The 23919-nt window shown below is 52.8% G+C and carries 21 protein-coding genes and 1 tRNA gene; 6 read left to right on the forward strand and 16 right to left on the reverse strand.

What is annotated here, in order from left to right:
- Positions 1-149 precede the first annotated feature (149 nt).
- Entirely contained in the window at positions 150-1310 is a 1161-nt protein-coding gene (locus QZ303_RS02550) for an acyltransferase family protein (RefSeq protein ID WP_295728638.1), read from the reverse strand.
- Positions 1311-1407: 97 nt separating this feature from the next.
- On the opposite strand from QZ303_RS02550, the gene QZ303_RS02555 reads away from it, so the two are divergent.
- The 3 genes from QZ303_RS02555 (at position 1408) to QZ303_RS02565 (ending at position 2559) form a co-directional block, all read left to right on the forward strand.
- Positions 1408-1959: a hypothetical protein gene (locus QZ303_RS02555; protein ID WP_295728641.1), complete on the forward strand. Its 552-nt coding sequence runs from the start codon at positions 1408-1410 to the stop codon at positions 1957-1959.
- Between the two features lie 11 nt (positions 1960-1970).
- Positions 1971-2423: an SsrA-binding protein SmpB gene (gene smpB, locus QZ303_RS02560; RefSeq protein WP_295728643.1), complete on the forward strand. Its 453-nt coding sequence runs from the start codon at positions 1971-1973 to the stop codon at positions 2421-2423.
- A gap of 52 nt (positions 2424-2475) precedes the next feature.
- Positions 2476-2559: transfer RNA gene (locus tag QZ303_RS02565), tRNA-Leu, on the forward strand.
- Between the two features lie 468 nt (positions 2560-3027).
- On the opposite strand, the gene QZ303_RS02570 is transcribed toward QZ303_RS02565, so the two are convergent.
- From QZ303_RS02570 to QZ303_RS02635, 14 genes are all read right to left on the reverse strand, one after another.
- Positions 3028-3810 (reverse strand): UDP-2,3-diacylglucosamine diphosphatase, encoded by a 783-nt coding sequence (locus QZ303_RS02570; RefSeq protein WP_295728646.1) that lies wholly within the window; start codon positions 3808-3810, stop codon positions 3028-3030.
- A 65-nt stretch (positions 3811-3875) separates the two neighbouring features.
- Positions 3876-4196 carry an iron-sulfur cluster assembly protein gene (locus tag QZ303_RS02575; RefSeq protein WP_295728649.1) on the reverse strand — a complete coding sequence of 107 codons (321 nt, stop codon included), beginning with the start codon at positions 4194-4196 and terminating at the stop codon, positions 3876-3878.
- A gap of 48 nt (positions 4197-4244) precedes the next feature.
- Complete coding sequence (gene ligA, locus QZ303_RS02580) at positions 4245-6263, reverse strand: NAD-dependent DNA ligase LigA (protein WP_295728652.1); 2019 nt, start codon at positions 6261-6263, stop codon at positions 4245-4247.
- A 28-nt stretch (positions 6264-6291) separates the two neighbouring features.
- Positions 6292-7251: a type I phosphomannose isomerase catalytic subunit gene (locus QZ303_RS02585; protein ID WP_295728708.1), complete on the reverse strand. Its 960-nt coding sequence runs from the start codon at positions 7249-7251 to the stop codon at positions 6292-6294.
- Between the two features lie 189 nt (positions 7252-7440).
- Positions 7441-8226 carry an acyl-ACP--UDP-N-acetylglucosamine O-acyltransferase gene (gene lpxA / locus QZ303_RS02590; RefSeq protein ID WP_295728655.1) on the reverse strand — a complete coding sequence of 262 codons (786 nt, stop codon included), beginning with the start codon at positions 8224-8226 and terminating at the stop codon, positions 7441-7443.
- Positions 8227-8250: 24 nt separating this feature from the next.
- Positions 8251-9642 (reverse strand): TolC family protein, encoded by a 1392-nt coding sequence (locus QZ303_RS02595; protein WP_295728658.1) that lies wholly within the window; start codon positions 9640-9642, stop codon positions 8251-8253.
- A gap of 12 nt (positions 9643-9654) precedes the next feature.
- Positions 9655-13020 (reverse strand): efflux RND transporter permease subunit, encoded by a 3366-nt coding sequence (locus tag QZ303_RS02600; protein WP_295728661.1) that lies wholly within the window; start codon positions 13018-13020, stop codon positions 9655-9657.
- A gap of 43 nt (positions 13021-13063) precedes the next feature.
- Positions 13064-14242 (reverse strand): efflux RND transporter periplasmic adaptor subunit, encoded by a 1179-nt coding sequence (locus QZ303_RS02605; protein ID WP_295728664.1) that lies wholly within the window; start codon positions 14240-14242, stop codon positions 13064-13066.
- Between the two features lie 263 nt (positions 14243-14505).
- Positions 14506-15108, reverse strand: a complete 603-nt coding sequence (locus tag QZ303_RS02610) for a hypothetical protein (protein WP_295728667.1) — start codon at positions 15106-15108, stop codon at positions 14506-14508.
- 45 nt (positions 15109-15153) lie between these two features.
- Positions 15154-16539 (reverse strand): undecaprenyl-phosphate glucose phosphotransferase, encoded by a 1386-nt coding sequence (locus QZ303_RS02615; RefSeq protein WP_295728671.1) that lies wholly within the window; start codon positions 16537-16539, stop codon positions 15154-15156.
- Positions 16540-16630: 91 nt separating this feature from the next.
- Positions 16631-18565: a DUF349 domain-containing protein gene (locus QZ303_RS02620; RefSeq protein ID WP_295728673.1), complete on the reverse strand. Its 1935-nt coding sequence runs from the start codon at positions 18563-18565 to the stop codon at positions 16631-16633.
- Positions 18566-18684: 119 nt separating this feature from the next.
- Complete coding sequence (locus QZ303_RS02625) at positions 18685-19953, reverse strand: pitrilysin family protein (RefSeq protein WP_295728676.1); 1269 nt, start codon at positions 19951-19953, stop codon at positions 18685-18687.
- 2 nt (positions 19954-19955) lie between these two features.
- Complete coding sequence (locus tag QZ303_RS02630; protein WP_295728710.1) at positions 19956-20747, reverse strand: peptidylprolyl isomerase; 792 nt, start codon at positions 20745-20747, stop codon at positions 19956-19958.
- Between the two features lie 129 nt (positions 20748-20876).
- Positions 20877-21254, reverse strand: a complete 378-nt coding sequence (locus QZ303_RS02635) for a hypothetical protein (RefSeq protein ID WP_295728680.1) — start codon at positions 21252-21254, stop codon at positions 20877-20879.
- Positions 21255-21581: 327 nt separating this feature from the next.
- Between QZ303_RS02635 and QZ303_RS02640 the strand changes: the two genes are divergently transcribed.
- Positions 21582-22241 (forward strand): AAA family ATPase, encoded by a 660-nt coding sequence (locus QZ303_RS02640; protein WP_295728683.1) that lies wholly within the window; start codon positions 21582-21584, stop codon positions 22239-22241.
- A gap of 8 nt (positions 22242-22249) precedes the next feature.
- Here the strand turns inward: QZ303_RS02640 and QZ303_RS02645 are convergent, their stop codons facing one another.
- On the reverse strand, positions 22250-22921 hold the full coding sequence (locus QZ303_RS02645) for a DUF308 domain-containing protein (RefSeq protein ID WP_295728684.1): 672 nt from the start codon (positions 22919-22921) through the stop codon (positions 22250-22252).
- A gap of 197 nt (positions 22922-23118) precedes the next feature.
- On the opposite strand from QZ303_RS02645, the gene QZ303_RS02650 reads away from it, so the two are divergent.
- Both QZ303_RS02650 and QZ303_RS02655 read left to right on the forward strand, forming a co-directional pair.
- On the forward strand, positions 23119-23289 hold the full coding sequence (locus tag QZ303_RS02650; RefSeq protein WP_068961275.1) for a DUF362 domain-containing protein: 171 nt from the start codon (positions 23119-23121) through the stop codon (positions 23287-23289).
- 205 nt (positions 23290-23494) lie between these two features.
- A partial coding sequence (locus QZ303_RS02655) for a class II fructose-bisphosphate aldolase (protein ID WP_295728691.1) occupies positions 23495-23919 on the forward strand: 425 nt, incomplete at its 3' end.

The following is a 23919-nucleotide window of genomic DNA, read 5'->3' on the forward strand; positions in this document are numbered from 1 at the left end:
ACGACGAGAGAATTTTCGAGCGATTTTTGCTCGATGAAGAGGGAGTGTAGCGAGCTACATGACTGATGAAGAGAGCGGAAAGCGCCGAAAATTCTCCGGCGGAAATATAAAGCTTTAGAATTTATCATATGCGAAATAATTTTTGCGAGTTACTTAATATTATAAGCACGTGCCATGCGGGCATCACGCATCCTTGCCTCGATTCTGTCGTAGGCCAATTTCCAACCAATCGGCAGCGCCACGCCCACAATCGTGTATGCTATCCAAAAAAAATCGGTAGCGGCATGCTCATGAATCACCATATGGCATCCTATCTGGGCGAAGTCGAGTCCGTACCACCATATCTTGACGAGACTGACGAGCTTAAACGCCGCGATGTGGAACACAAATACGCACATGGTCATCTCGCCTACGGTAATTAACGCCCGACGCAGCGCATTGTCGTGGCTGTCGACATGGCGCGCTATCCAGCGGAGCATCATGAAGCCGAGTATGCCCGTGACCGGCAGAGTGGCCACTGTGAGAAGAGTGGGCGTAAGCGTCATGCCTGTCCATTCGAGCCAGGCGCCGGCTACCAGAAATGCGAATACAGCCACGGCGTTCCACCACTTCATAGCAGGTATGCGTCCCTCCATGGCCTTGAATATCACTCCGAAGCTGAAGAAGAATATACCCCACGTCTCCCGGATTCCACCCTGCACGATTGTGACTATGCGCATGTCGCACCCGATCTTGAACAGAGCGAAAGCGAGAGCTGCCCCACAGATCACCAGCGAAGCCTTGACCGTGCCGATGCCGGGACAGAGGCTTCTCAACAGCAGACGCAGGAGCAGGTAGCCCACCGAGGTGACAAGCAGTGCACGGAAAAACCAGAATGCCCCGGCCAGAAACTCATCGTAACCGGCCATCGAGAAAACTATGTGCACCAAGCGCTGAAGGAACGAATGCACCGTGTAGGGATGCGTCACCCCACCTTTCCAGTTGCCGTAAGTCTCGTTGAGTATCCCGAAATGGAACAGTACATTATGAATAACCAGAAACAAGATGGCCCACTTGAGGAAAGGGAGATAAAGACCCTTGACACGCTTCACGCAGAAACGCCATGGGTCATCGAGGCTCGAAGGGGAAAAGAAATAGCCGGCAGCGATGAAGAACACCGGCATATGAAACAGGTATATGAACCGCACGAGCATGTCACCTCCTTCGGCATGGCCGGCAACCATGAGGATGATAGCCATTCCTTTCACAATCGACATCACGGTATCACGCTGCCGCGATGGATTCACCGAGGATGTAGTCGAGTTTTCCATCAAGGGGTCAAAATTAGCTATTTTTTTCGTAATTTTGCATGACTGACTATTGGTAATTTTATTAGTAAACAACCCGCAAAATCATACTATACACGACATGTTGAAATTCCTCGGCTGCCTAATGCAGCTTATCATATCGCCAAGCAAAGGATGGACCGACGTGGCCGCTGTCGGCGAGCAGCCACAACAGCTCGCCGCCTCAGGCTTCTACCCGTTTCTTGGCATCACGGCATGCTCAGCGTTCATTCCGAGAATCTACGACAAGCATCTCACCCTCCCCATGCTTATTGAAAGTGCCGTAGTTACTTTTGTCAGCTACTTCGTCGCCTATTTCCTGGCCTCAGCGCTCATGTCGGCCACGATCGGACATGTGTCAGGCGACAATCCCGGAGAAAAGAAGATAAACACGTTCATAATATACAACCTCGCCATCCTGGCCCTCATAACCATGGTGCGCAACTGTCTGCCGATGGAGCTTTCCCTGGTGCAGTTCATGCCGCTTTTCGTGCTGATAGTCATGTGGGCCGGACGGCAGTATCTCAACGTGGATGAAGGCAGGATTCCTACGTTCTTGCTGCTCTGCGCCCTGTTCATCCTCATCCCCCCTTACGTAATCGGCTACATATTCAAGCTGTTAATGCCGATATAAAACCGCAAAATATGGCAACTAAAGAAATCAACATAAAGAACCGGCGTGCCACATTCGACTACGCCATATCCGAGACGTTTACGGCAGGCATCGTGCTTACCGGGACCGAGATTAAATCGCTGCGCCAGGGCAAGGCGAGCCTTGCCGACACATTCTGCTTCGTCGACAACGGCGAGGTATGGGTCAAAAACATGTACATCGCTGAATATTTCTATGGCACATACAACAACCATACCGAACGACGCGACCGCAAGCTCCTGCTCAACCGCAAGGAGATCGCACGTCTGGAAAAATCAGGCAAAGAGGCCGGCTTCACGATAGTGCCGCTGCGATTGTTCATCAACGAACGAGGCCTGGCAAAGCTGGTGATAGGAATCGCCCGTGGCAAGAAAGAGTATGACAAGCGCCAGTCAATCAAAGAGCGCGAGGACAAGCGCGACATGGCCCGCATTATGCAGAAATAAAGATTTGCACAATCGAAAAAAACTGCATAACTTTGCACGACATATACCGGTCGCCTGAATGGTGGAATGGTAGACACGAGGGACTTAAAATCCCTTGGCCATTACGGCTGTGTGGGTTCGAGTCCCACTTCAGGTACTTGGACAGGCTTTGAATCATCGGATTCAGAGCCTGTTTTTTATGCACTTGCAGGTTGTCGCCGGGAATGGGAAACCGCACGGGGCACACGGAGAGCACAGAGAATAAAAGGATCATCGACACATCTTCCTCTATGCTCTCCGTGTGCTCCGTGCGTTAATTCGGATGCTTCGGGAAGCATCCCTACGTCGGATGATGCTCCGTGCGGTTTAATGCTACAAGACAGTAAAAATAAAAAGGAACTTGTCACCAAGTTCCTTTTTATGGGTTTCCAATAGGTACAATTTCTAAGGTAAAAAAGATTGTTTTAGGTTTGCGTTACAAAGGTCATTCTTTTTTGCGAGGTGACAAAAATAAAAAGCATGTTTAGCAACATGTTTTTTAAGTATTTTTAGCAAAATCAGACTATGTATTTCAATAACCCACTGATTCACACGACGATATAAAGTGTAATAAAGAAATGTTACATTAAGTAAAATTTTTATAATCCGAGTCGTATAATACCCCCTTGTCACCATCCCACCGGTACAACGACAGCTTTGCCCCATCGAATGCACCATAACTGAAATGATGAATCCAATCGCCAAGTATCACCATATGTGCTCCCGTCGACAGCGCGTAATCGACCAGTACGTGGCGATGTCCGTAGATGAAGTAATCGATGTCGGGATGCGAGGCCGAGTATTCTTCAGAGAAGCATACAAGAGGCTCGCTGTCAGGCCCGGCGAAACGCGGAATGTCATCCTTGCAGAAATCACGGCTCGATGTGGACCAGCGATGGGCAAACGGGATAGTCCAACGGGGATGGATGCCGGAGTACAGCTTCTGGCACACGCGGTTGCGAAATATGGCGCGCAATATGCGGAACGACCTCGGAAGCCGTCCCACGCCGTCGCCATGAGTGAGGAAAAAACGTTTTCCGAGGATATCCTTTTCGAGTACGCCATCGATTACAGTCATGCCGATCTCATCGCGCAGATAGTCGAAAAGCCATATGTCGTGGTTGCCGATAAACCAATATATCTCCACACCGGCATCGGCGAGCGAAGCAAGCGCACCAAAAAACCTCACATAACCGCGTGGTACCACGGTACGGTATTCAAACCAATAGTCGAGAATATCGCCGAGCATGTAAAGTTCGGTAGCATCGTGGCGGATGCTGCCGAGCCAGTCGACCACTCTCTGCTCGTAAAGGCGTGCGTCGGGCAGGTATGTGGCTCCGAGATGGAGGTCGGAGATGAAGTAGACCATAGTCGTTAATTCGGGTTTGACACCTTTCGGACCAAGGATGGGACGGTCAACGCATGCCGGTCAAGTCAAAGGAATCCAAGGTCGAGCTTTGCTTCCTCGCTCATCATTTCTTTAGACCACTCCGGCTCGAAAACTATGTTTATGGTGACATTGGCCACCCCTTCGATGCTTTCGAGCTTTATGCGGGCATCCTCCACTATGAAATCGGCTGCGGGGCAGCTCGGAGCAGTTAGAGTCATGTCGACCGTAAGGTCGCCGTTGTCGGCGAGGTCGATTTTGTAGATAAGCCCCAGATTGTAGATGTCGACAGGAATCTCGGGGTCGAACACGGTCTTTAGCATCGTGATGATGCGTTCTTCTATCTTAAGACGTTCTTCAGGTGTCATATTAAAATCTATTGATTGTGGCCGATGGATGCATATGGGGCGACCGGGTCATTCGGCCTGTCCAAGCATGCTCAGGAATTCATCCTCGTTGAGGATAGTGACGCCGAGCGAACGGGCTTTTTCAAGCTTGGCAGGGCCCATGTTTTCGCCGGCAAGTATGAAATCGGTCTTTTTGCTTACCGAACCAACATTCTTACCTCCGTTGCGCTCGATCATTTCCTTGTATTCCTCACGGCTATGACGGGCGAACGTGCCTGAAATCACCACAGTCTTTCCTGAAAGTATCTCGGATGTGCTGTCAGACGGTTCCTCAGGCATGGACATACAGACGCCGGCGGCACGCAGGCGCTCCACAATGTCGCGATTGACCGGATGTGCGAAATAGTCCACCACCGACCGGGCGATACGCGGGCCGATGTCGTCGATGGCAGTAAGAGTCTCCACGTCGGCATTCATCAGAGAGTCGATGTCGCGCATCGAACGCGCGAGCTTCTTTGCCACCGTCTCTCCGACAAACATTATCGAAAGGGCGAACACAACATGGTCGAAGCCAACCTTTTTGGAGGCCTCGATCCCTTCGAGCATACGCTCGACAGTACGCGGGCCCATGCCGGGAAGGAGCAGCATCTCCTGGCGATGACGATAAAGCGTGTAGAGATCGGCGGGATCTTTCACCCAGCCGTTTTCGTAGAGCAGCACCGACATCTCTTCACCGATCCCCTCGATGTTCATCATGCGGCGTCCAACGAAGTGCTCTATGCGTCCGCATATCTGGGGCGGGCATCCGAGCTTGTTGGGACACATCCAAGAGGCCTCTCCCTCGACGCGCACCAAATGGGTGCCGCAGATCGGGCAGTGTGTTACGAAACGTACCGGAGCGGCGCCGGGAGTACGTGCGTCGACATCCACACCCGTAATCTTCGGGATGATCTCCCCACCCTTCTCCACGTAGAGATGGTCTCCCTCATGGATATCGAGCTTGGCGATTATGTCGGCATTGTGGAGCGACGCGCGCTTCACGATAGTGCCCGACAGGAGCACCGGTTCGAGGTTGGCGACAGGAGTTACGACGCCCATGCGCCCTACTTCGAACGAGACATGGCGCAGAGGCGTCAGGGCACGCTCGGCGGCAAACTTGTAGGCGACGGCCCATCGTGGCGATTTGGCCGTGTAGCCGAGGTTGAGCTGCTGACGCAGGTTGTTGACCTTTAACACGAGGCCGTCGGTGGCCCATGGCAGTTGCTTGCGTGCTACATCCCAATGGGCAATGAAATCGTCGACCTCACCGATGGTGGTCATCAGCCTCATCTCGGGCGACACACGGAAGCCCCATGAACGGGCAGCCTCCATGTTGTCGAAATGGTTGTCGTGGGGAAGGTTGTCGCCGAGAAGATAGTAGAACACGGCATCGAGGCCGCGGCGTGCCACCTCAGCCGAATTCTGCATCTTAAGAGTGCCGGCGGCGGCATTGCGTGGATTGGCGAACAGCGGCTCCTCGTTGAACTCCCGCTCGGCATTAAGCCTGTCGAAGGCTTTCCAGGGCAGAAGAATCTCGCCGCGGATTTCAAATTCGTCAGGCCAGCCCGATCCCTGCAATTTAAGAGGTATAGAGCGGATAGTCATAACATTATCAGTGACTATGTCACCGCGCTCACCGTCACCGCGTGTGACGGCACGCACCAGACGTCCGTGCTCGTAGGTAAGCGAAATCGACGTACCGTCGAACTTCATCTCTCCGACAATGCTGAAAGCTTCGCCGCCTAATCCTTCACGCGCACGCGCCACCCATTCATCGACCTCTTCTATGGAGTAAGTGTTACCGAGCGAGAGCATCGGACGACGATGTTCCCACTGCTCGAAAGCCTTGTTGATGTCGGAACCTACGCGGTGAGTGGGAGAAAGTGGGTCATCAAACTCCGGATGCTCCTTTTCAAGGCGTTCCAGCTCTTTGAGCATCATGTCGAAATCATAGTCGGAAATTTCAGGCGAGTTGAGCACATAGTAGTTGTGGTTGTGCCTGTCGATTTCGGCGCGGAGTCGCTCAATGGTCTGCTTCACTGTATCCATAGAAAGCGGTCGATGTGGTGGGGAGGATTTATGCTTGGGCGGTGAGGAGGGTAGCGGTGCCGTTGGCTTCGATGGAAGCGGTGGCTGCGGCAACGAGGATGGTCTCGCCACGTCGCATGGGAGTGAGTGTACCCTTGTCGGTGATTATCTCACACTCGCCTTCGAGACACATCACCACCATGAACGAATCGTGGCTCATGGCTATCGGCTGGCGTCCGTCGGCTTTTACGAGGTTGACGTCGAAATAGTCGCAATCAATCAGAGGAACTTCGCCCTTTGCGTCGCGGTCGTATTCCGACTTGTATTCGGGATATACGGTATAGTCGATGGCATCCTTTGCCTGCTCGGTGTGAAGTTCACGGGTATTGCCGTTGGCATCGCGACGGTCGAAGTCGTAGACGCGGTAGGTGATGTCGCTCGTCTCCTGGATCTCGGCAAGAAGGTTGCCTGCGCCGATTGCATGGATGCGTCCGGCAGGGAGGAAGAAGAGATCTCCGGCATGTGAGTCGTGGGCGGCGATGACATCCATTATCTTCTTCTCCTCGACGAGACGTGTATAGTCGTCAGGAGTGATCTGCTTCGAGAGCCCAGCATATATCTCTGCGCCCGGCTCCGCATCGACGATGTACCACATCTCGGTCTTTCCGAGAGAGTCGTGGCGTTTCTTGGCAAGTTCGTCGTCGGGATGCACCTGTACAGAGAGATCCTTCTTGGCGTCGATAAGCTTGATGAGCAAGGGGAACTTGGTACCGAACCGGGCATACACCTGGTCACCCACAAGGCGTGCGCCATATTTCTCGATAAGTGCGGGGAGGGTCATCCCCTTGTCGGGACCTTCCGCCACCACCGACTCGTGGCCGGGCACTCCCGATATCTCCCAGCTTTCGCCTATGGCCTTCTGGTCGGTTACGATACCTTTGAACGGTGCGATCTTGTCGCCTCCCCAAAGCACTGACTTCAGGTAAGGCACGAATTTGAACGGTGCTATTGTTGCGCTCATGATAGTGACTGTATGTTTAGTAGTTATTCTCAACAAATTTACAACAATTATATTTATGTCCCAACCCGGCATCCGCAAAAAAGTGTAAAGACAAATGGTAGTATATATGAAAAGCGCCGTAAGCCAATGGAGTGACAAACGGCGCTTTTTATTTATATAAGAACTTGAAAAGCGAGGTTATTCGAGTTCGGTGGGGACAGCGACGATCTTGAGCTGGTGGGCGCGGATGAAATCGACGATGTTGGTGCGTATGTCGCTTGGAGCGACGTCGGCCTCGACACGCTTAAGGGCGTTGAACACCGATGTGCCGGCCTGGTAGATGTGGCGGTAGGCCTTGGCAACATCGTCAATCTGCTCGTCGGTAAAACCGTGCTTGCGCATGATGAAAGCGTTGATACCATAGTAGACGGCAGGGTTGTGGGCTATGATGACATAAGGAGGCACGTTGCCTGTGATGCGGCAGCCGCCCTTTATCACGACCCAGTTGCCAACCTCGCTGCGCTCGTGGAGCACGGCATTGGACGACAGTATCGAGCATGTACCCACCTTGCAGTCGCCGGCCACGGTGGCACCGTTGCCTAGCACAACCTTGTTGGCGATGACACAGTCATGTCCGACATGTGCCTCGGCCATGATGAACGAATCACTGCCGATGGTGGTGGCGCCGTTGGCGCGGATACCCCGGTTGATGATGACCTGCTCACGGATTATGTTGTTGTCGCCGATGACACAGTAGGTCTTTTCACCTCGCCAACGGAAATCCTGCGGATCAGCCCCGATGATAGAGCCTTGATATATCTTGTTGTGATGCCCTATACGCGTGCCGCTCATTATGCTCACATAAGGCATAATCACGCAGTCGTCACCAATCTCGACATCGGCATCGATAAACGCGAAAGGATAGATCTTTACGTTGTTGCCTATCTTGGCAGCCGGATCTACATGTGCTAATGGACTAATCATGACATATGAAATTTAAGGGTTGTGTTAACGTCCGCCACCAAGAGCCTGATAGAGGCTGATCGCAGCGCGCGCATGCGTATTGTCGCAAGTGACTTTGTTGAGTTGCGCCTGGAGGAGGGTCTGCTGTGCCGTAAGGACTTCGAGATAGGAGGTCGAGCCGTTGTAGGAGAGAAGTTCCATAGTGTACTCCACCGACTTCTCCAGTTCAGCCACCTGCTTGGAAAGAAGCTGCGACTTCTCGGCGCTCTTCTCCAGAGTGAGGTAGGCGTCGCTAACCTCGGCTGCAGCGCTCATGAGGGTGTTCTCAAAGTTGTTCATAGCCACGGCCTGGTTGGCTTTCGCAACCTCGAGATTGCTGATGAGCTGTCCGCGTGCGAAGAGCGGTGCCGTAAGCGAACCGGCAAGATTGGCAAACCAGTTGGCGGGATTTAGCACCGCCGACCCTACCGAATTGGTGAAGCCGCCGGTCGCGGATATGGTGAGTCCGGGATAGAACGCCGCACGCGCCTGGTTGGTCGCATAGTAAGCCATGGCCACTGACTGCTCTGCCGCGCGCACGTCGGGACGTGCTGCAAGCTCACGCATAGGCACTCCTGCGCTAATCATTCCCGGCATGGAGAATGCGGCATCCGGAGAGATGCCCCACGTCTGCGGGGTGACGTTGAGCAGGAGCGACATGGAGTTGTTGGCCTCGTTGAGGGCTACTTCAAGGTCGGTGATTGATGCCTGTATGCTGTAGTAGTTCGCAGCACTCTGCACCACGGCGGCCTCGGTGACACGTCCGGCCTCCTTGAAATCCTTCATTATCTCCACGTTCTGCCCCCAGAGCTTTGCGGTCTCGCGTGTAATCTCCAGCTGCTTCTCGATCATAGCTATGGCATAATAGCAGTTGGCCACTCCGGCGATGATCTGTGAACGCACGGCCTGCTCGTAAGCCTCGCTCTGGAGCAAGGCGGCTTTTGCGCGACGGTTCGTATTGAGCGTCTTGCCGAAGATGTCTATTTCCCAGCTTGCAGAAAGCGGCACCTGGTAGGTCCATGGCAAGTCGCGCATGCCTGTGATGTCATAGTAGGCCTTGTTGCCCGAGGCGGCGAGAGTAAGCGACGGCAAATAGCTCAGACGGGCACCTTTGAGCTGCGAATGAGCCATGTCCACGCTCAGCTTAGCGTTCTGAAGATTGACGTTGTTTACCAACGCACGCCCGATAAGGTCGGCAAGGAGAGGATCGGTGAACATCTCCTGCCAGCGCATGTTGCCGAACGACGCCGAGTCGGGAGCGGCATCGCGAGCCTCGACATAATCTGCAAGCACAGGCTCGTCGGACGGCATTTCAAACTTCTTGTAGATGTGGCAGCTCGAAAGCATGGCCACACCTGCAAGAATGAAAGCATATCGTGATATTGTGTTGACTGTCATTGATATAGTTTTTTAATGTGCGTACTGCTCGATTTCCGATTCAAGGCCGGTGTTGTCGGTATCCTTCCACTTCATCGGCGAAATCTTCTCCTGAATCATCTGGAAGGCGACGAACAGCGCCGGAACGATAAGCACCTGAAGCACCATGCCTATGAGCATACCGCCGATAGATCCTGTGCCGAGGGCACGGTTACCGTTGGCACCTACGCCATGTGCGAACATCATAGGCAACAGGCCGATCACGAGAGCGAGCGACGTCATGAGGATAGGACGCAGACGTGCGGATGCACCCTGTATGGCGGCATTGACGATCGCCATGCCGGTACGGCGGCGTTCAAGGGCGAACTCCACGATAAGGATGGCGTTCTTGGCGAGAAGGCCGATAAGCATGATCAGCGCAATCTGCAAGTAAACGTTGTTGGATATGCCTTCGATACCGGCAAACACGAAGGAGCCCATAAGACCGAACGGTATCGACAGGATGACCGCCCACGGGATGATGTAGCTCTCGTACTGTGCGGAGAGGAGCAGGTAGACGAATAGCAGACAGAGACCGAAGATCAAAGCCGTAGCATTGCCCGACGAACTTGCCTCCTCACGTGTCATACCCGAATACTCGTAGCCGAATCCAGCAGGAAGAGTGGAAGCCGCCACTCGCTCTACGGCTGCAAGACAGTCGCCCGAAGTATAGCCAGGCGCAGGCTGTCCGGTGACGGAAATCGAGGTAAACATGTTGAATCGGTTGAGCAGGTCAGGACCGTAAACCCTCTTCAGGGTTACGAAATTGGACAATGACGCCATCTCTGCCCCGTTGCGGATCTTGATGCTCGCAAGAGTCTCGGGCGACACGCGTGCCTCGGGGGTGGCCTGCATCATCACGCGGTATATTTTACCGAAGCGGTTGAAGTTGGACACGTACATACCGCCATAATATCCCTGGAGCGTAGAGAGTATGGTAGAGGGGCTTATACCTGCCTGCTTCGCTTTTGCGGCATCGATGTCGATCATGTACTGGGGGAACGCTGGATTAAATGTCGAGTATGCCATCTGCACCTCTGGCTGGGCCATAAGCTCCTTGAGGAAGTTCTGGACAATGCCATAGAAGTTGTCGATGGAGCCGCCGGTCTTATCCTGCATCTTGAGGTCGAAACCGTTGGTCAGCGAATAACCCGTGATCATAGGTGGTGCGAATGCCACGATACGACCGTCTTTTATAGCAGAAGTAAGACCGTAGATCTGTCCCAGGATAGCCTCGTTGCTGCGCGACTCGTCACGCTCCGACCAATCGTCGAGTTTCACGATAAACGTGCCGTAGGTGTTACCCTGTCCGGCAAGGAAGCTGTAACCCATGATCTTCTGGGTATATTTGACACCGGGAATCTTCCTCAACACATCATCAATGCGGTCGAGTGTCTTGGCGGTGCGCTCCTGCGATGTTCCAGGAGGCATGTCGAGCATCACGAAAAGATAGCCTGTGTCCTCGTTGGGCACAAGGGTGGTAGGAGTGATGGACATAAGCCATACAAGTATGGCCACGCTGGCACCGACTATGCCGAACGATGTGATTTTATGGCGGATAAAGAATCCGGAGGCCTTGTTGTAGAACTTAAGCAAGCGCGAGTAGCCAAGTTCGAATCCGGCCTTGAACCGGTCGCTGAATATACCCATTATGGCGATTATCGCACATACGGATGCCACTACAAGCTTCCATATCACACCGAACTGATACCATCCAAGCACCATGAAAGTAATCGTGGCGGCAAGGAAAAGGAAAGTCACCAACGGGGGGAGATTGAGTTTCCATGCCGAAGAATAGCGCTTCTTCATTGCATCGGCAGCCTCCGAGTAAGCCAGTCCCATACGCTCTTTCATAGTCTTGTCGTCATGGGCCTTGAGGAACACGGCACACAGAGCAGGCGAAAGGGTCAAGGCGTTGAGGGCCGACAGACCGATGGCTATGGCCATCGTGATACCGAACTGCTGGTAGAACACTCCAGAAGTACCCGGCATAAACGACACGGGTATGAACACGAGCATCATGACGAGCGTGATGGATATGATGGCGCCTCCAATCTCGTTCATCGCATCGATCGAAGCCTTGCGTGCGCTCTTGTAGCCCACGTCGAGCTTGGCATGCACGGCCTCGACCACCACTATCGCATCATCGACCACAATCGCAATCGCAAGCACGAGAGCGGAAAGGGTGATAAGGTTGATCGAGAACCCGATAAGGTTCATGAAGAAGAACGTGCCGACAAGTGCCACAGGTATGGCGATGGCGGGGATAATGGTCGAACGGAAATCCTGGAGGAACACGTATGTCACGAAGAACACAAGGATAAAGGCCTCGATGAGGGTCTTGATTACCTCGTGGATCGACGCTTCAAGGAAGTCGTTGTTATTCATCGGGATAGCGAAGTGCAATCCCTTGGGAAGATCCTTTGCGAGGAGGTTGACCTCCTTCTCGCAGTCCTTGATAATCTGGGTAGCGTTGGAGCCGGCGGTCTGGAATATCATCGCCGAGGTCGAGGGATAGCCGTTGAGACTGTTACCAAAACCATAGGTGACACGCCCCAGCTCTATGTCGGCCACATCCTTGAGGTAGAGCACCTGGCCGTCGGAATTGGCGCTTACCACGATGTTCTCAAACTCCTCGGGAGTGGTGAGGCGACCCTTATACTTGATCGTGTACTGGAACGACTGGTCGCCCTGTTCGCCGAATGCACCAGGAGCAGCCTCGACGTTCTGTTCCTTCAAGGCTGCGGCGATGTCGGTAGGCATCAGCTTGTACTGCGCCATGACATCGGGCTTGAGCCACACACGCATCGAGTAGTCGGCACCGAACGACATCACGTCACCCACACCGTTAACACGTTGCAACTGCGGGATGACATTGATTTTCATGTAGTTGTCGATGAATACCTCGTCATATTCGCCGTTGTCGCAATAGAGGGCCACGCCCATGAGCATGGAGGTCTGACGCTTCTGCGTGAGCACGCCCACCTGTGTAACCTCGGCGGGGAGGAGGTTGGTTGCCTTAGCCACGCGGTTCTGGACATCGACAGCGGCCATGTCGGCATTGAAACCCTGCTTGAAGTAGACAGTGATGTCGGCCGATCCGGTATTGGTGGCGGTAGACTCCATGTGGGTCATGCCCTCAGCACCGTTGATTGACTCCTCGAGAGGAGCAATCACAGAGTTAAGCACGGCCTGGGCATTGGCACCCGTATATGTGGTCGACACACGTATGGTGGGTGGGGCCAGGTCGGGATATTGGGTAATTGGAAGTGATGAAAGACCAATCAGACCCAACAAAACTATAAAAATTGATATAACCGTGGATAGCACCGGACGGTTAATAAACGTATCTAATTTCATGTCCGATTGAGTGTTGTGAAAACTTTATGTTGTGGCACTACCATTATTCCTTGGCAGCTTCGGGAGCCTGCTGAGCCTGAGGCTGCTGCGAGGCGGCGTCGACCGGCTGTATGGTCATGCCGTCCCTGACGGCTGTGCCGACACCCTCGACGGCTATACGCTGGCCGGGCTCAAGACCGGAAACCACGATGAAGTTCTTGCCGTCGGAAATCGGAGATACCTGGATAGGGGTAGCCACAACCTTGTTGCTGTCGTTGACCACATATGCAAAGCGGATATTCTGCAATTCGCTCGTAGCTCCCTGCGGAATTATGATCACCTTCTCAAACGCATTGGGGATCAGCACCGAACCGGTAGAGCCACTGCGTAGCATTCCTGAAGGATTCTTGAAGAGGGCACGTACCGTGGCTGCACCGGTGGTGTTGTCAATCACACCGCTCACAGTAGCCACCTTACCTTTTTCAGGGTATATCTCGCCGTTTGCAAGGCGTAGCGACACTGCCGGCATCGAGTCGACAGAAGCGTTGAGGCTGCGTGCGCCATTCTCGGTCATACCGAGTATATCTTTTTCGTTGAGGGAGAAGTAAGCGTAGACTTCTGAATTATCGCTGACCGTGGTGAGCGGCTGGGCCGACGAGGGAGACGCAAGCGAACCTTCGCGGTTGGGAATCGAACCTATCACGCCGTCGCTGGGTGCGGTGACCACTGTATAGGCCAGATTCTTCTGAGCCGTGACGAGCTGCGCCTTGGCCGATGCAAGCTGTGCCTGTGCCTGCTTGAGCTGGTTGTCGGCCATCTGCCATTCATACTCGCTTATGATATTCTTGTCGTAGAGCCGACGCTTGTTGTCGGCAGTAAGACGGGCAGTGCTGACTGCGCTTTCAGCCACACGCACGGCAGCCTGTGCGGCATCTACCGCTGCCTGGAACTGCACCTGATCGAGGGTGAAAAGCACCTGGCCCTTATGCACCTGCTGGCCTTCATCGACATGTACTTTTGTGATAAATCCTGATACTTGCGGACGGATGGCTATGTCAGTACGTCCTTTGATGGTGACAGGGTAAGCGCTTTCAAGTTCGGAATTGCCATACTCCACTGTCATAGTGGCAATCTGCGGTACCGGCATCTGCTGCTGTTGCTGACCTCCGCCACACGAGGCGAGAATCATCGTTGCCCCGGCAATAAGCGAAGTTCCGACTGTCTTTGCGGAATTCAATTTCATAACGTTGCTTTAAATACTTATATAACTTTGATTAATATACCTATTGATTGGAGAATATCGAAAAAGCGGAACCGAAGTCCGCGCCGGACAAACCTGTCACCGATAAATCGCAATAAATAATGCCATAAAATATTGAATAATATTCATAGACTATTTTCGCGATGCAAAGTTACTCACACATCAACGATTAAAATATGATATATATCATACTTCGTAGTTAATTAAAATTAAATGTTGAAAAACAATGACAACAGACATACAACTCAAGTCAACGCAGTGTATTTACCGCCACGTATCCTGTAAAGAGTCTCCTTGGTTATGCCGAGGTAGGAAGCTATCTGTGTCATTGTAGCCACCTCAGCCAGACGCGGATAGCGTGACATGATCCATTCATATCGTTCACGCGCGGAAGTGTTGTAGAGATGAAACAGACGTTCCTCGAGATATCCTGCATATTCATAGAGGACAGCGTTCAGAAACATGGTCCATTCAAGCGGATTGACCTCAAATATACCTTCATGTATAGTCTGATGCATCTCACTGTGAACGAAAGTGACCAGATCGGTATCCTCGAGAAACATCACGTTGACCGGTGCTTCTATCCCGACCCCATGCAGCGTGTTGGTCATGATGAAATCATCGTCGAAAGCAAATGACAGAGTATATTCGCGCCCCTTGTCGATATAGAACGTGCGCGCCGCACCTTTCCTTATATAGAAGGCAGTCCCTCTTCCGGGCGACTGACGCACGAATTCTATGCAATGTCCCTTCTTTACATGCTCCTCGACCATCAGCTCGCGCACGCGGTCGATTATCTCATCAGGGAAGTTGTGCAACTTGCGCAGTATGTCTATCGGATGCGGCATGGTCAAACAATCAAGTGGTGTCTATATCCTGCAAAACGGCAAAATTCAAAATGCGTTTTCCTCTCCGCGTATGGCGTTGACTATCGTGAGCACGATTATTTTGATGTCGAGGAAAAAATTCCAGTTTTCCATGTACCAGATGTCACATTCCACGCGCTTCTCCATCTGCCAAAGCTCCTCGGTCTGACCCCGGAAGCCGCGTATCTGCGCCCACCCTGTGATTCCCGGCTTGATGAAGTGGCGCACCATATATTTATCGATTATTTTGCGATAATCGTCGGTGTGTTTGATCATGTGCGGACGTGGCCCAACCACAGACATATCGCCGAGCCACACGTTGATAAACTGTGGAAGCTCGTCAATAGAGGTATGGCGAAGGAATTCCCCTACCCTGGTGATGCGGCTGTCGCCACGTGTCGCCTGCAGGTCGTCACTCTTACTGTTGACTCTCATTGTGCGGAATTTCCAGCACATGAACTCCTGGCCTTTGTAGCCTGTGCGTTTCTGCCTGAAGAAAACAGGCCCTGGCGACGAAAGCTTTATGGCTATCGCCACCGGGATGAACACTACAGGGCTGCACAATAGAGCCACCGACGAGAACACAATGTCAAACGTGCGCTTTACCGTACGCGCCATCCATCCCGACAGCGGATCGGGGTGAATGTCAAGCACAGACACCTGCCCGATGTTGGAAAGCTGCGCCGCACGGCTCACATATGCATTCAGCAATGGCACGTAGAAGAAGCGCACCACATGGTCCTCGGCAATACGCATCACCCGCTTCATGGGAGCATACCGCTCCCCCGGTTCGGCGTAGTAAATCTCGTTCACATCGTTTTTGACGATGAATTCCTCAAGGTCGTCAATCGTGCCGAGGCACATAGGCTCGCCCGGAGGTATCATGTCGCGGCTCACAGCGAAGAATCCGAGGCACTTATAGCCATAGCCTGCATCGGCCAACATCTCGGCACGCAGGCGATGGGCAGTCTCCCCGGTGCCTACAATCACGGTATTGCTGTAGTTGCGGCCCTTGCGCCGGAAACGCTTCACGAGCATTCGCGTAGCCACCAGTCCGCACGGCAACAGGGCGAGCATAAGTCCGTAGAACCAGAGGTAGAACGAATCATTGTGCACCCATGAGTCCAGGAATGTAAGAAGGGCGAAGAAGAACAGCGCATGCAGCCCTACACCTTCCACCGAGCGGATGACAACGCAGTCGACATGTATCGAACGAGGCATCGGTATGCGGCTGAACATCATCACCACCGGCAGATAGCTGACGTTTACCACGAGCCAAGTCACCTTCCAGCGGAATCCGACGATGTCGGTGTCGAAAAGACATGCCACCGCGAATGCGAGATTGACTATCAGGAACCCCGCACCCGCCTCGATATATGAGAGATATTTTCCGTATTTACCTTTTCTGTTCACGGCTTATGAAAAAACATGTGCGGCTCCGAAAATGCCCTTAGGCAACCGGACGCCACACATGCTTTTAAGAAGGCCGTAAATACCGACTTGCTTAAATGTTGCTGTCGATAAGGCGGATTTTTTCTTCGAGAGATTTCAGGTCCTCCTTAAGATGCTCGATCTTGCGTTCCATGTCGCGAAGCAGGGCGTTGCCGCTCTTAGAGGTAACGTTAAAGAAGCCCAAATTATTTTCATAAGTCTTAATTTCCGCGCGTTTTTGTTCGAGGGCGCGTACGAGCCTCTCGCGCTCGCGTCCGAGGCGGTTCTCGTCACCGTGCATTTCGCGGATATTCCCTGCGAAAGCTTCCATGCGGGCACGCTTCTCACGTATGTCGAAATGCTCGTAGAGGCGTCCCACGGCCGCACGGTACTCCTCGTTGATCTTATCCTTGTCGCGGAAAGGCACATGTCCTATGCCCTGCCATGCGGCCTGCAGCTCCTTCACCTTGGCGATGGCCTCCTCACGGGGAGTGTCGTCAGCGATAGCCTTGAGCGATGCCACCACCTCTTCCTTGGCACGAAGATTCTCACGCTCGGTGCGCCGCTGGCCCGACGTAGCCTTCTTGCGTGCGTCGAAGAAATAGTCGCATGCGTCAAGGAAACGACGCCACACGGCATCGCTATGCTTCTTGTCGACGGCACCGATCGATTTCCATTCCTGTTGCAGACGTGCCATCTCTTCTGCGGTCTTTTTCCATTCGGTGCTGTCTTTCAAAGCCTCCGCACGCTCACAGAGGGCAATCTTACGTTCAAGATTGGTGTTGCGAGCATCCCTGACACGACGGAAATATTCGCCCTTTGCCGTGAAGAAATCATCACACGTCTTTCTAAAGCGGGCGAACAAAGCGTTGTTGACCTTCTTGGAGGCGAATCCGAGCTTCTTCCACTCCTCCTGGGCCGCAATGATCTCTTTGGTGGCCTGTTCCCATGCGGAATGTGCGGTTAGAGTGGAGAGATCAATTGCTTCCACCCGCTCGCATATGGCAGTCTTTTTCTCCTCATTCTCACGCTCGCGTTCCTTGCGCTCCTCAAAGAATGTCTGATATTTCTTATTGATTACAGCTGACGCTTCCTTGAAGCGATTCCAGATCTCCTCGCGCAGTTCTTTTGCCACAGGGCCTACGTCGCGCCATTTTTCATGAAGATCCTGGAGACGGCGGAAGGCCGTAACGACATCACTTTCGGCATCAAGCTTTTGAGCCTCATCGATAAGAAGCTGTTTCATATCGAGGTTCTTGCGGAAATCGTAGTCGCGCAGGTCCTTGTTGACCTTGAGCTGATCGTAGAAACGCTCCACCACAGCCTGATAATCGCGCCACACGTCGGTTGCATCGGTCGGCGGCACATCGCCTGCGTCCTTGAAAGCCTGTGTGAGCTCACGGAAGCGCGGGAAATGACGGTTGACGTTGTCGGTGTCGGCGGCCATCTCATCGAGTTCCTTTATTATGTCGCGCTTACGGGCAAGATTCCCGCGGCGCTCCTCGTCCTGCTTCACAAGGAATAACGCCTTTGCAGCCTTGATGTTGTTGAGAAGCTCGCCAAGGCGCTCTTCGAGCGGATCAAGGGCGGGGAGGTAGTCGGCCTCCTCGTTACCGGCGGCAATGAATGCCTCCTTTTCTGCGACAAGCTCATTCTTACGGAGTGCGTGGAAAGCCTGACGCAGGCGCGTCACCTCATCGCGACTGATTTCAGCGGCAGGACGCAACGAAATCTCCGCAAGCCTATCGATTACCTCTTCTTTAGAGGCAGGACGGCAAGAGGCCACGTCGGGAGCAGAAGCGTCGCCGTCGGTCACTTCGGCACATTCCTCTTCGGCAGAAACATCCGTTTGAGCGGCATCAGTCTCTTTTTCACGTTCTTCATTGACGCCTGAGTCTACAGTCTCGTCATTTACAAGTGGAGCATCGGCAGGGATCTCCACGGACAAGGAAACTTCTTCGGGTTTTACATTTTCGAGTTCCGAAGAAGCATGGTCACGCAATTCCATAATGATAATGGTGGTTAGTTAGCTTTAAGAAGCCAAATATAGGTATTTTTTAGAGATAATTTAAATTTATTCTTATTTTTTTCAAAAAAACGGCATCAACCGGCTGATTTCCGTCCCTGTCATGCATGTGCCTCAACATCCGGAGACACTTCAGCGGAATCGTATTCGGACGGCTGATATACCAGTACCGAACGACGCTCAGGACGAAATACCTCGGCGGCGACACGCGCCACGTCGGACGGCGCGATGGCGCGATACCGTGCCAAGGTCTGCTGCTGTGTGGTATGGCGCATCTCGTCCATGGCAAGCATCGAGGCGAGATTCACGTAGCTGACGTTGCCCATTACTTGCCGTGCCTCGAAGCAATTGACGGCTCTCTGCAACTCATGCTCCGAGGGCGGATCGGATATGAGGGAACGCGCCGTGTCTATCAGAGCCTCGCAAGCCTCGTCGGGTGCGATTCCGGGCTGCAGCATGCCTTGCAGGAGCAGCTGCCCGGGTTCCTCCGAACCGGTGATAGACGCATCCGCCGAGGCAAAAAGGTCGGTCGACATGATGAGCCTGCGATAGTAACGGGATGTGCGCCCTGCGGCGAGAAGGTCTGTGATTATGTCGCATACCGCATAGTCGGGATGGAAGCATCCCGGCATCGGATAGCTGACCACCACGAGCGTCTGCGGCACGGGGCCGCTGACCACCATCCGCCTCGGAGCTGTCTGCTCCGGCTCCGCGTCATATAGGCGCGGAGCAACTTCCCTTCGGGGAATAGGCCCGAACCATTTCTCGGCCAGACGGCGCGTGTCATCGATGCTGATATTGCCGGTGACGGCAAGCACAGCGTTGTTGGGGGCGTAATGAGAATGAAAAAACTCCCGCACATGCTCCTGGGTGACGCCACGGATGTGTTCAAGCTCTTTGCCTATCACGGGCGTGCGGTATGGGTGAGTAGTATAGGCAAGGGCTGACAGATGATGACCGAGGTCACCGTATGGCTGGTTGAGACACACCTGCTTGAACTCCTCCATGACTACGTTGCGCTGCACTTCGAGAGCCTTGTCGGAAAAAGCGAGCGACAACATGCGGTCGCTTTCGAGCCAAAAAGCCGTCTCGGCATTCTGAGCGGGCACGATGTCGTAAAAATTAGTGTAGTCCTGGTTGGTCCAGGCATTATTATGGCCTCCGGCTTTCTCTATAGCCCCGTCGAAGTCCGGAATATTGACCGATCCTCCGAACATCAGGTGTTCGAAAAGATGAGCCATGCCTGTGCGTGACTCATCTTCGTCGCGCGCGCCTACATTATATAGTATGTCAAGTGCCACCATTGCGGTGGCACTGTCTCGCTGATGTACAACCCGAAGTCCGTTGGGAAGGGTAAACCGGGTGGCCATGTTTATTTAACTACTGTAATTTTCAGTATCTTCACATCCTCAAGGGGACGGTCGGCGGCTCCGGTGGGCACCTGCTGTATCTTGTCGACGACATCAAGCCCCTTGGTGACCTCTCCGAATACGGTGTACTGTCCGTCGAGATGGGGCGTACCGCCGATGGTACTGTAGGCTTTGCGCTGTTCGGGAGTCAGAGCCACGGGATTGGCGGCAGCCTCTTTCTCGGTGATGGCGATCAACTCCTCCTGGAGCTTCTGTATGCCGGCCTGGTCATTATTGCGGCGCAGCTCCATTATCTTGCTGCGGCGTTCGGCTGCGAGACGGTTGAATATGTCCTGCTGCTGCATCATCTTCATCTGCCCCTCCATCTGCTTGAGTTGGCTTTCGTTGTAAGCCTTTCCCGTCACTATATAGAATTGCGAGCCGGAACTGCGACGTTCGGGGTTGACCTGATCGCCCTGACGGGCGGCTGCGAGAGCGCCCTTACGGTGGAAGTGGCGCGGATATACTATCTCCGATTCGATGGTATAGCCGGGTCCTCCCGTTCCGAGGCTTTTGCCGGGAGCGGCGTTCCTGGAGTCGGGGTCACCCGTCTGAACCATGAATTCATTGATGACACGATGGAAGAGGACGCCGTCGTAGAAGCCCTCTTTCACGAGTTTGAGGAAATTATCACGATGGCGCGGAGTGTCGCCGAACAGACGCACCTGTATATCACCGGCGGTGGTAGAGATATCTACCAGCACATCGCCGGCGGCAGGAGCGGTGGCAGTTGGGATTGAATCGGTTTCAGTCATTTGGTTTTCAGGGTTTGATTTATTGTCGGAAGTGGCAGATGCGCCCGAGCATGCCCACGACACCAGTGTAAACACGCATGCGAGCCACTTTGTTGCAGATTTCAGCATATTATGTAAGGTAAAGCGATGTCAGATTATAGTCTCCGGAAAAAGACGCTTGTAGATGCGGCGGAAGTTATTGTCACTTGCACTCAGCTCTGCCACATGCTCGGCGTAATCCTCACCCCACAAGGCCGGAAGAAGATCACCTATGTAACGGCGCTCGCGGTCGCGGTCGATGGCTGCGGCAATCAGGCGGTCGATAGCCTGATGATACTTATCTCCATCTATAGCGTGGAGATAATGGGCAGCGCTCACGAGGAACTGGCCGTTAAGGTCCGCACCAATCATGTTGTCGACAAGTTCGTCAAGCACACCGTCAATCTCTCCGATATGATTGGCTATATATTCATATGTAAGAAGTCCGTCAGGATCCTTGCCCACGGTCTTTTTCAAATCTTCATTCATAATGAGAAATCAGGAAAGTTTGTGGCAAAGATAAGAATTTTAGAGATAAGTAACTCACAAAAATTATTGCGCATATGATAATTTCTAAAGCTTTATATTGCCGCCGGAGAATTTCCGGTGCTTTTCGCCCTCTTCATCAGTCTTTTTCGCCGGCCCAAAAGCGCTTCGCGATAACGTGTAGCTCGCTACACTCCTTCTTAATCGAGCAAAAATCACGCGAAAATTCTCTCATCGGAAATATAAAATAATTTTTGCGAGTTACTTAAAAAAACTAACTTTACGGTTGCAACATCATTTTTTTGGAACCGATTCAGCCTGTTAATAAAAATGCAGCCAACCATACCATCCAATTTCGTGATAACCATCGGACGACAGTTCGGCAGCGGCGGACGCGAACTGGGACGCCTCGTAGCCGACAAGCTCGGCATAGCTTTCTACGACAAGGAACTACTGCTCCAAGCGGCCAAGAACGCGGGCGTAAGCGTCGATTTCTTCGAACGCAACGATGAGAAATTTCCTAAATTCCTAAGCGGCATGTTCTCATTCGCAATGGGCTATTCTCCTTACAATGCCTATGCGGGAAGTTCCTCCATAAGCGACGACAACCTCTACAAGGCACAGTCGGAACTGATACGTTCGCTTGCCAGGAAACATTCATGTGTAATAGTGGGTCGTTCGGCCGATTATGTGCTGCGCGACTTTCCCCGATGCATCAACATCTTCGTGCATGCGCCTATCGAGGCAAGAATCGCCCGCATAATGCGACGAGGCGACCGAACTACTCCGGAAAAAGCGCGCGAAATATCGGAAAAGACCAATAAATTGCGCGCAAGTTACTATAACTTCTATACAGATAAAACCTGGGGGGATGCAGCGAGCTACCATCTCACCATAGATTCAGCTTCGATGCCTATGGACAGCGTGGCCGAACTTGTGTGCAGCTACGTGAGAGCACGTTTCCCAGAGCTTGCCATAGCTCCGGAATAACCTGCCACTTATGCATTATCATCCACGGAAGGGTGTTTATCGATATGATCCGGAATCTCCGCCGGCATCATATCGGCGTCATGCCCTTGCAGTTGCGGCTCCTGAACGACTTCCTCCTGCACATGATGCCCCTCCACGACCGCTTCGCGTCGCATGCCATATGAAGCAAGATATATGAAAAGCCCGTTGGCAGCGATGCATACGAGCGCTATCCCTGCAATCAGAGTGAATATCGATTCTGTTTCCCTGACAGGAGTTACAAGAATTACTATTCCAGCCGCCGCGACAAGGACAGGCAGTACATAAAGCCATCCGGGAAGAGTGAGAGGCCGCACACCGACAGCCAACACCCATATGTGCCATATACCGCCAAGGATGAGCACCGCAGCGAGGAAATAGACAAACACAGCCTCGAACGGAACAGGGCAAAATATCATTATGACTCCGATGATAAGCGAGCCTAACGATGCCAAAACCGGCACCGCAGCGCTTCCTTTACCTTTATTCCTATTACGCCCGGCAAGCGCCTCGATAAGACCGCATACGCCGGGTATGGCGAACATAACTCCAACAAACACGATGACCCACTGCACCAGATTGATCCTGTCGTGCATGCAGATCAGCACAATCCCCGCGGCAAGAGCGAAGAACTGCATCCAGAAACTCGTTTTTCCTTTCATGATTCAATAGTTTTTATATGCGATTAACAATATTGGGTCACGGTTGGTTGTCCCTTATGCATGCCTAAACGGACAATCGCCCGAACGGCCAGAACTTTTTTATGAAAAAAAATGGCTTGATTTGCAGAAATAATATAACTTTGCGACATATTATCCACAAAGAACTTTCGTATAATTATCTAAAAACTTAAACAGAAATGGCTTACGTAATTACTGACAAGTGTGTTGCATGCGGCACATGCCTTCCCGTATGCCCCGTAGAGGCTATCTCCGAGGGCGATATCTACCACATCGATCCCGACACATGTATCGAATGCGGCAGCTGCGCCGAGGTTTGCCCCAGCGAAGCTATCATCCCCGGCGAGTAATCCCGAGGCACCACACTTCAATCTTACAAGGCGTCCGCTTACACGCGACGCCTTTTTTCGTCATCACGCCTCAAATTACTGAATTTTTGCTATGACATATTGCATTTGTTTGTTAACTTTGCAGCAAGGTAAGGCACAGAAAGCAACCCTGCGTCCTGCCTCTATCAATCAAGCGAATACGTCAAACCATAAAATTTAAACAGACATGGTAAGTTATAAAGACCTCGGCCTTGTGAACACCCGTGAGATGTTTGCCAAAGCCGTACATGGCGGATATGCTATCCCTGCATTCAACTTCAACAACATGGAGCAGCTCCAGGCTATCATCAAAGCCGCTGCCGACACCAAGTCGCCCGTCATCCTCCAGGTATCGAAGGGTGCCCGCAACTACGCCAACCCCATCCTGCTCCGCTACATGGCACAGGGTGCCGTTGACTATGCAAAGAGCCTCGGCTGGGAGCATCCCCAGATCGTGCTTCATCTCGACCACGGTGACAGCTTCGAACTATGCAAGGACTGCATCGACCACGGCTTCTCGTCGGTAATGATCGACGGCTCCCACCTCCCCTACGAGGAGAATGTAGCCCTCACCAAGAAGGTCGTTGACTATGCTCACCAGTATGACGTGAC

Origin of the sequence: uncultured Muribaculum sp., assembly GCF_910583865.1 — a bacterium.
Taxonomy (GTDB): Bacteria; Bacteroidota; Bacteroidia; order Bacteroidales; family Muribaculaceae; genus Muribaculum.

What these genes read in the sequence shown, in the direction of transcription:
- QZ303_RS02605 (WP_295728664.1), bottom strand. Translation starts at nt 14,242, where the DNA reads ATGAAATTGAATTCCGCAAAGACAGTCGGAACTTCGCTTATTGCCGGG.
- QZ303_RS02595 (WP_295728658.1), bottom strand. Translation starts at nt 9,642, where the DNA reads ATGACAGTCAACACAATATCACGATATGCTTTCATTCTTGCAGGTGTG.
- QZ303_RS02650 (WP_068961275.1), top strand. Translation starts at nt 23,119, where the DNA reads ATGGCTTACGTAATTACTGACAAGTGTGTTGCATGCGGCACATGCCTT.
- smpB (WP_295728643.1), top strand. Translation starts at nt 1,971, where the DNA reads ATGGCAACTAAAGAAATCAACATAAAGAACCGGCGTGCCACATTCGAC.
- QZ303_RS02640 (WP_295728683.1), top strand. Translation starts at nt 21,582, where the DNA reads ATGCAGCCAACCATACCATCCAATTTCGTGATAACCATCGGACGACAG.
- QZ303_RS02620 (WP_295728673.1), bottom strand. Translation starts at nt 18,565, where the DNA reads ATGGAATTGCGTGACCATGCTTCTTCGGAACTCGAAAATGTAAAACCC.
- QZ303_RS02575 (WP_295728649.1), bottom strand. Translation starts at nt 4,196, where the DNA reads ATGACACCTGAAGAACGTCTTAAGATAGAAGAACGCATCATCACGATG.
- QZ303_RS02630 (WP_295728710.1), bottom strand. Translation starts at nt 20,747, where the DNA reads ATGACTGAAACCGATTCAATCCCAACTGCCACCGCTCCTGCCGCCGGC.
- QZ303_RS02600 (WP_295728661.1), bottom strand. Translation starts at nt 13,020, where the DNA reads ATGAAATTAGATACGTTTATTAACCGTCCGGTGCTATCCACGGTTATA.
- QZ303_RS02610 (WP_295728667.1), bottom strand. Translation starts at nt 15,108, where the DNA reads ATGCCGCATCCGATAGACATACTGCGCAAGTTGCACAACTTCCCTGAT.
- QZ303_RS02555 (WP_295728641.1), top strand. Translation starts at nt 1,408, where the DNA reads ATGTTGAAATTCCTCGGCTGCCTAATGCAGCTTATCATATCGCCAAGC.
- QZ303_RS02570 (WP_295728646.1), bottom strand. Translation starts at nt 3,810, where the DNA reads ATGGTCTACTTCATCTCCGACCTCCATCTCGGAGCCACATACCTGCCC.
- QZ303_RS02550 (WP_295728638.1), bottom strand. Translation starts at nt 1,310, where the DNA reads ATGGAAAACTCGACTACATCCTCGGTGAATCCATCGCGGCAGCGTGAT.
- ligA (WP_295728652.1), bottom strand. Translation starts at nt 6,263, where the DNA reads ATGGATACAGTGAAGCAGACCATTGAGCGACTCCGCGCCGAAATCGAC.
- QZ303_RS02625 (WP_295728676.1), bottom strand. Translation starts at nt 19,953, where the DNA reads ATGGCCACCCGGTTTACCCTTCCCAACGGACTTCGGGTTGTACATCAG.
- lpxA (WP_295728655.1), bottom strand. Translation starts at nt 8,226, where the DNA reads ATGATTAGTCCATTAGCACATGTAGATCCGGCTGCCAAGATAGGCAAC.
- QZ303_RS02645 (WP_295728684.1), bottom strand. Translation starts at nt 22,921, where the DNA reads ATGAAAGGAAAAACGAGTTTCTGGATGCAGTTCTTCGCTCTTGCCGCG.
- QZ303_RS02635 (WP_295728680.1), bottom strand. Translation starts at nt 21,254, where the DNA reads ATGAATGAAGATTTGAAAAAGACCGTGGGCAAGGATCCTGACGGACTT.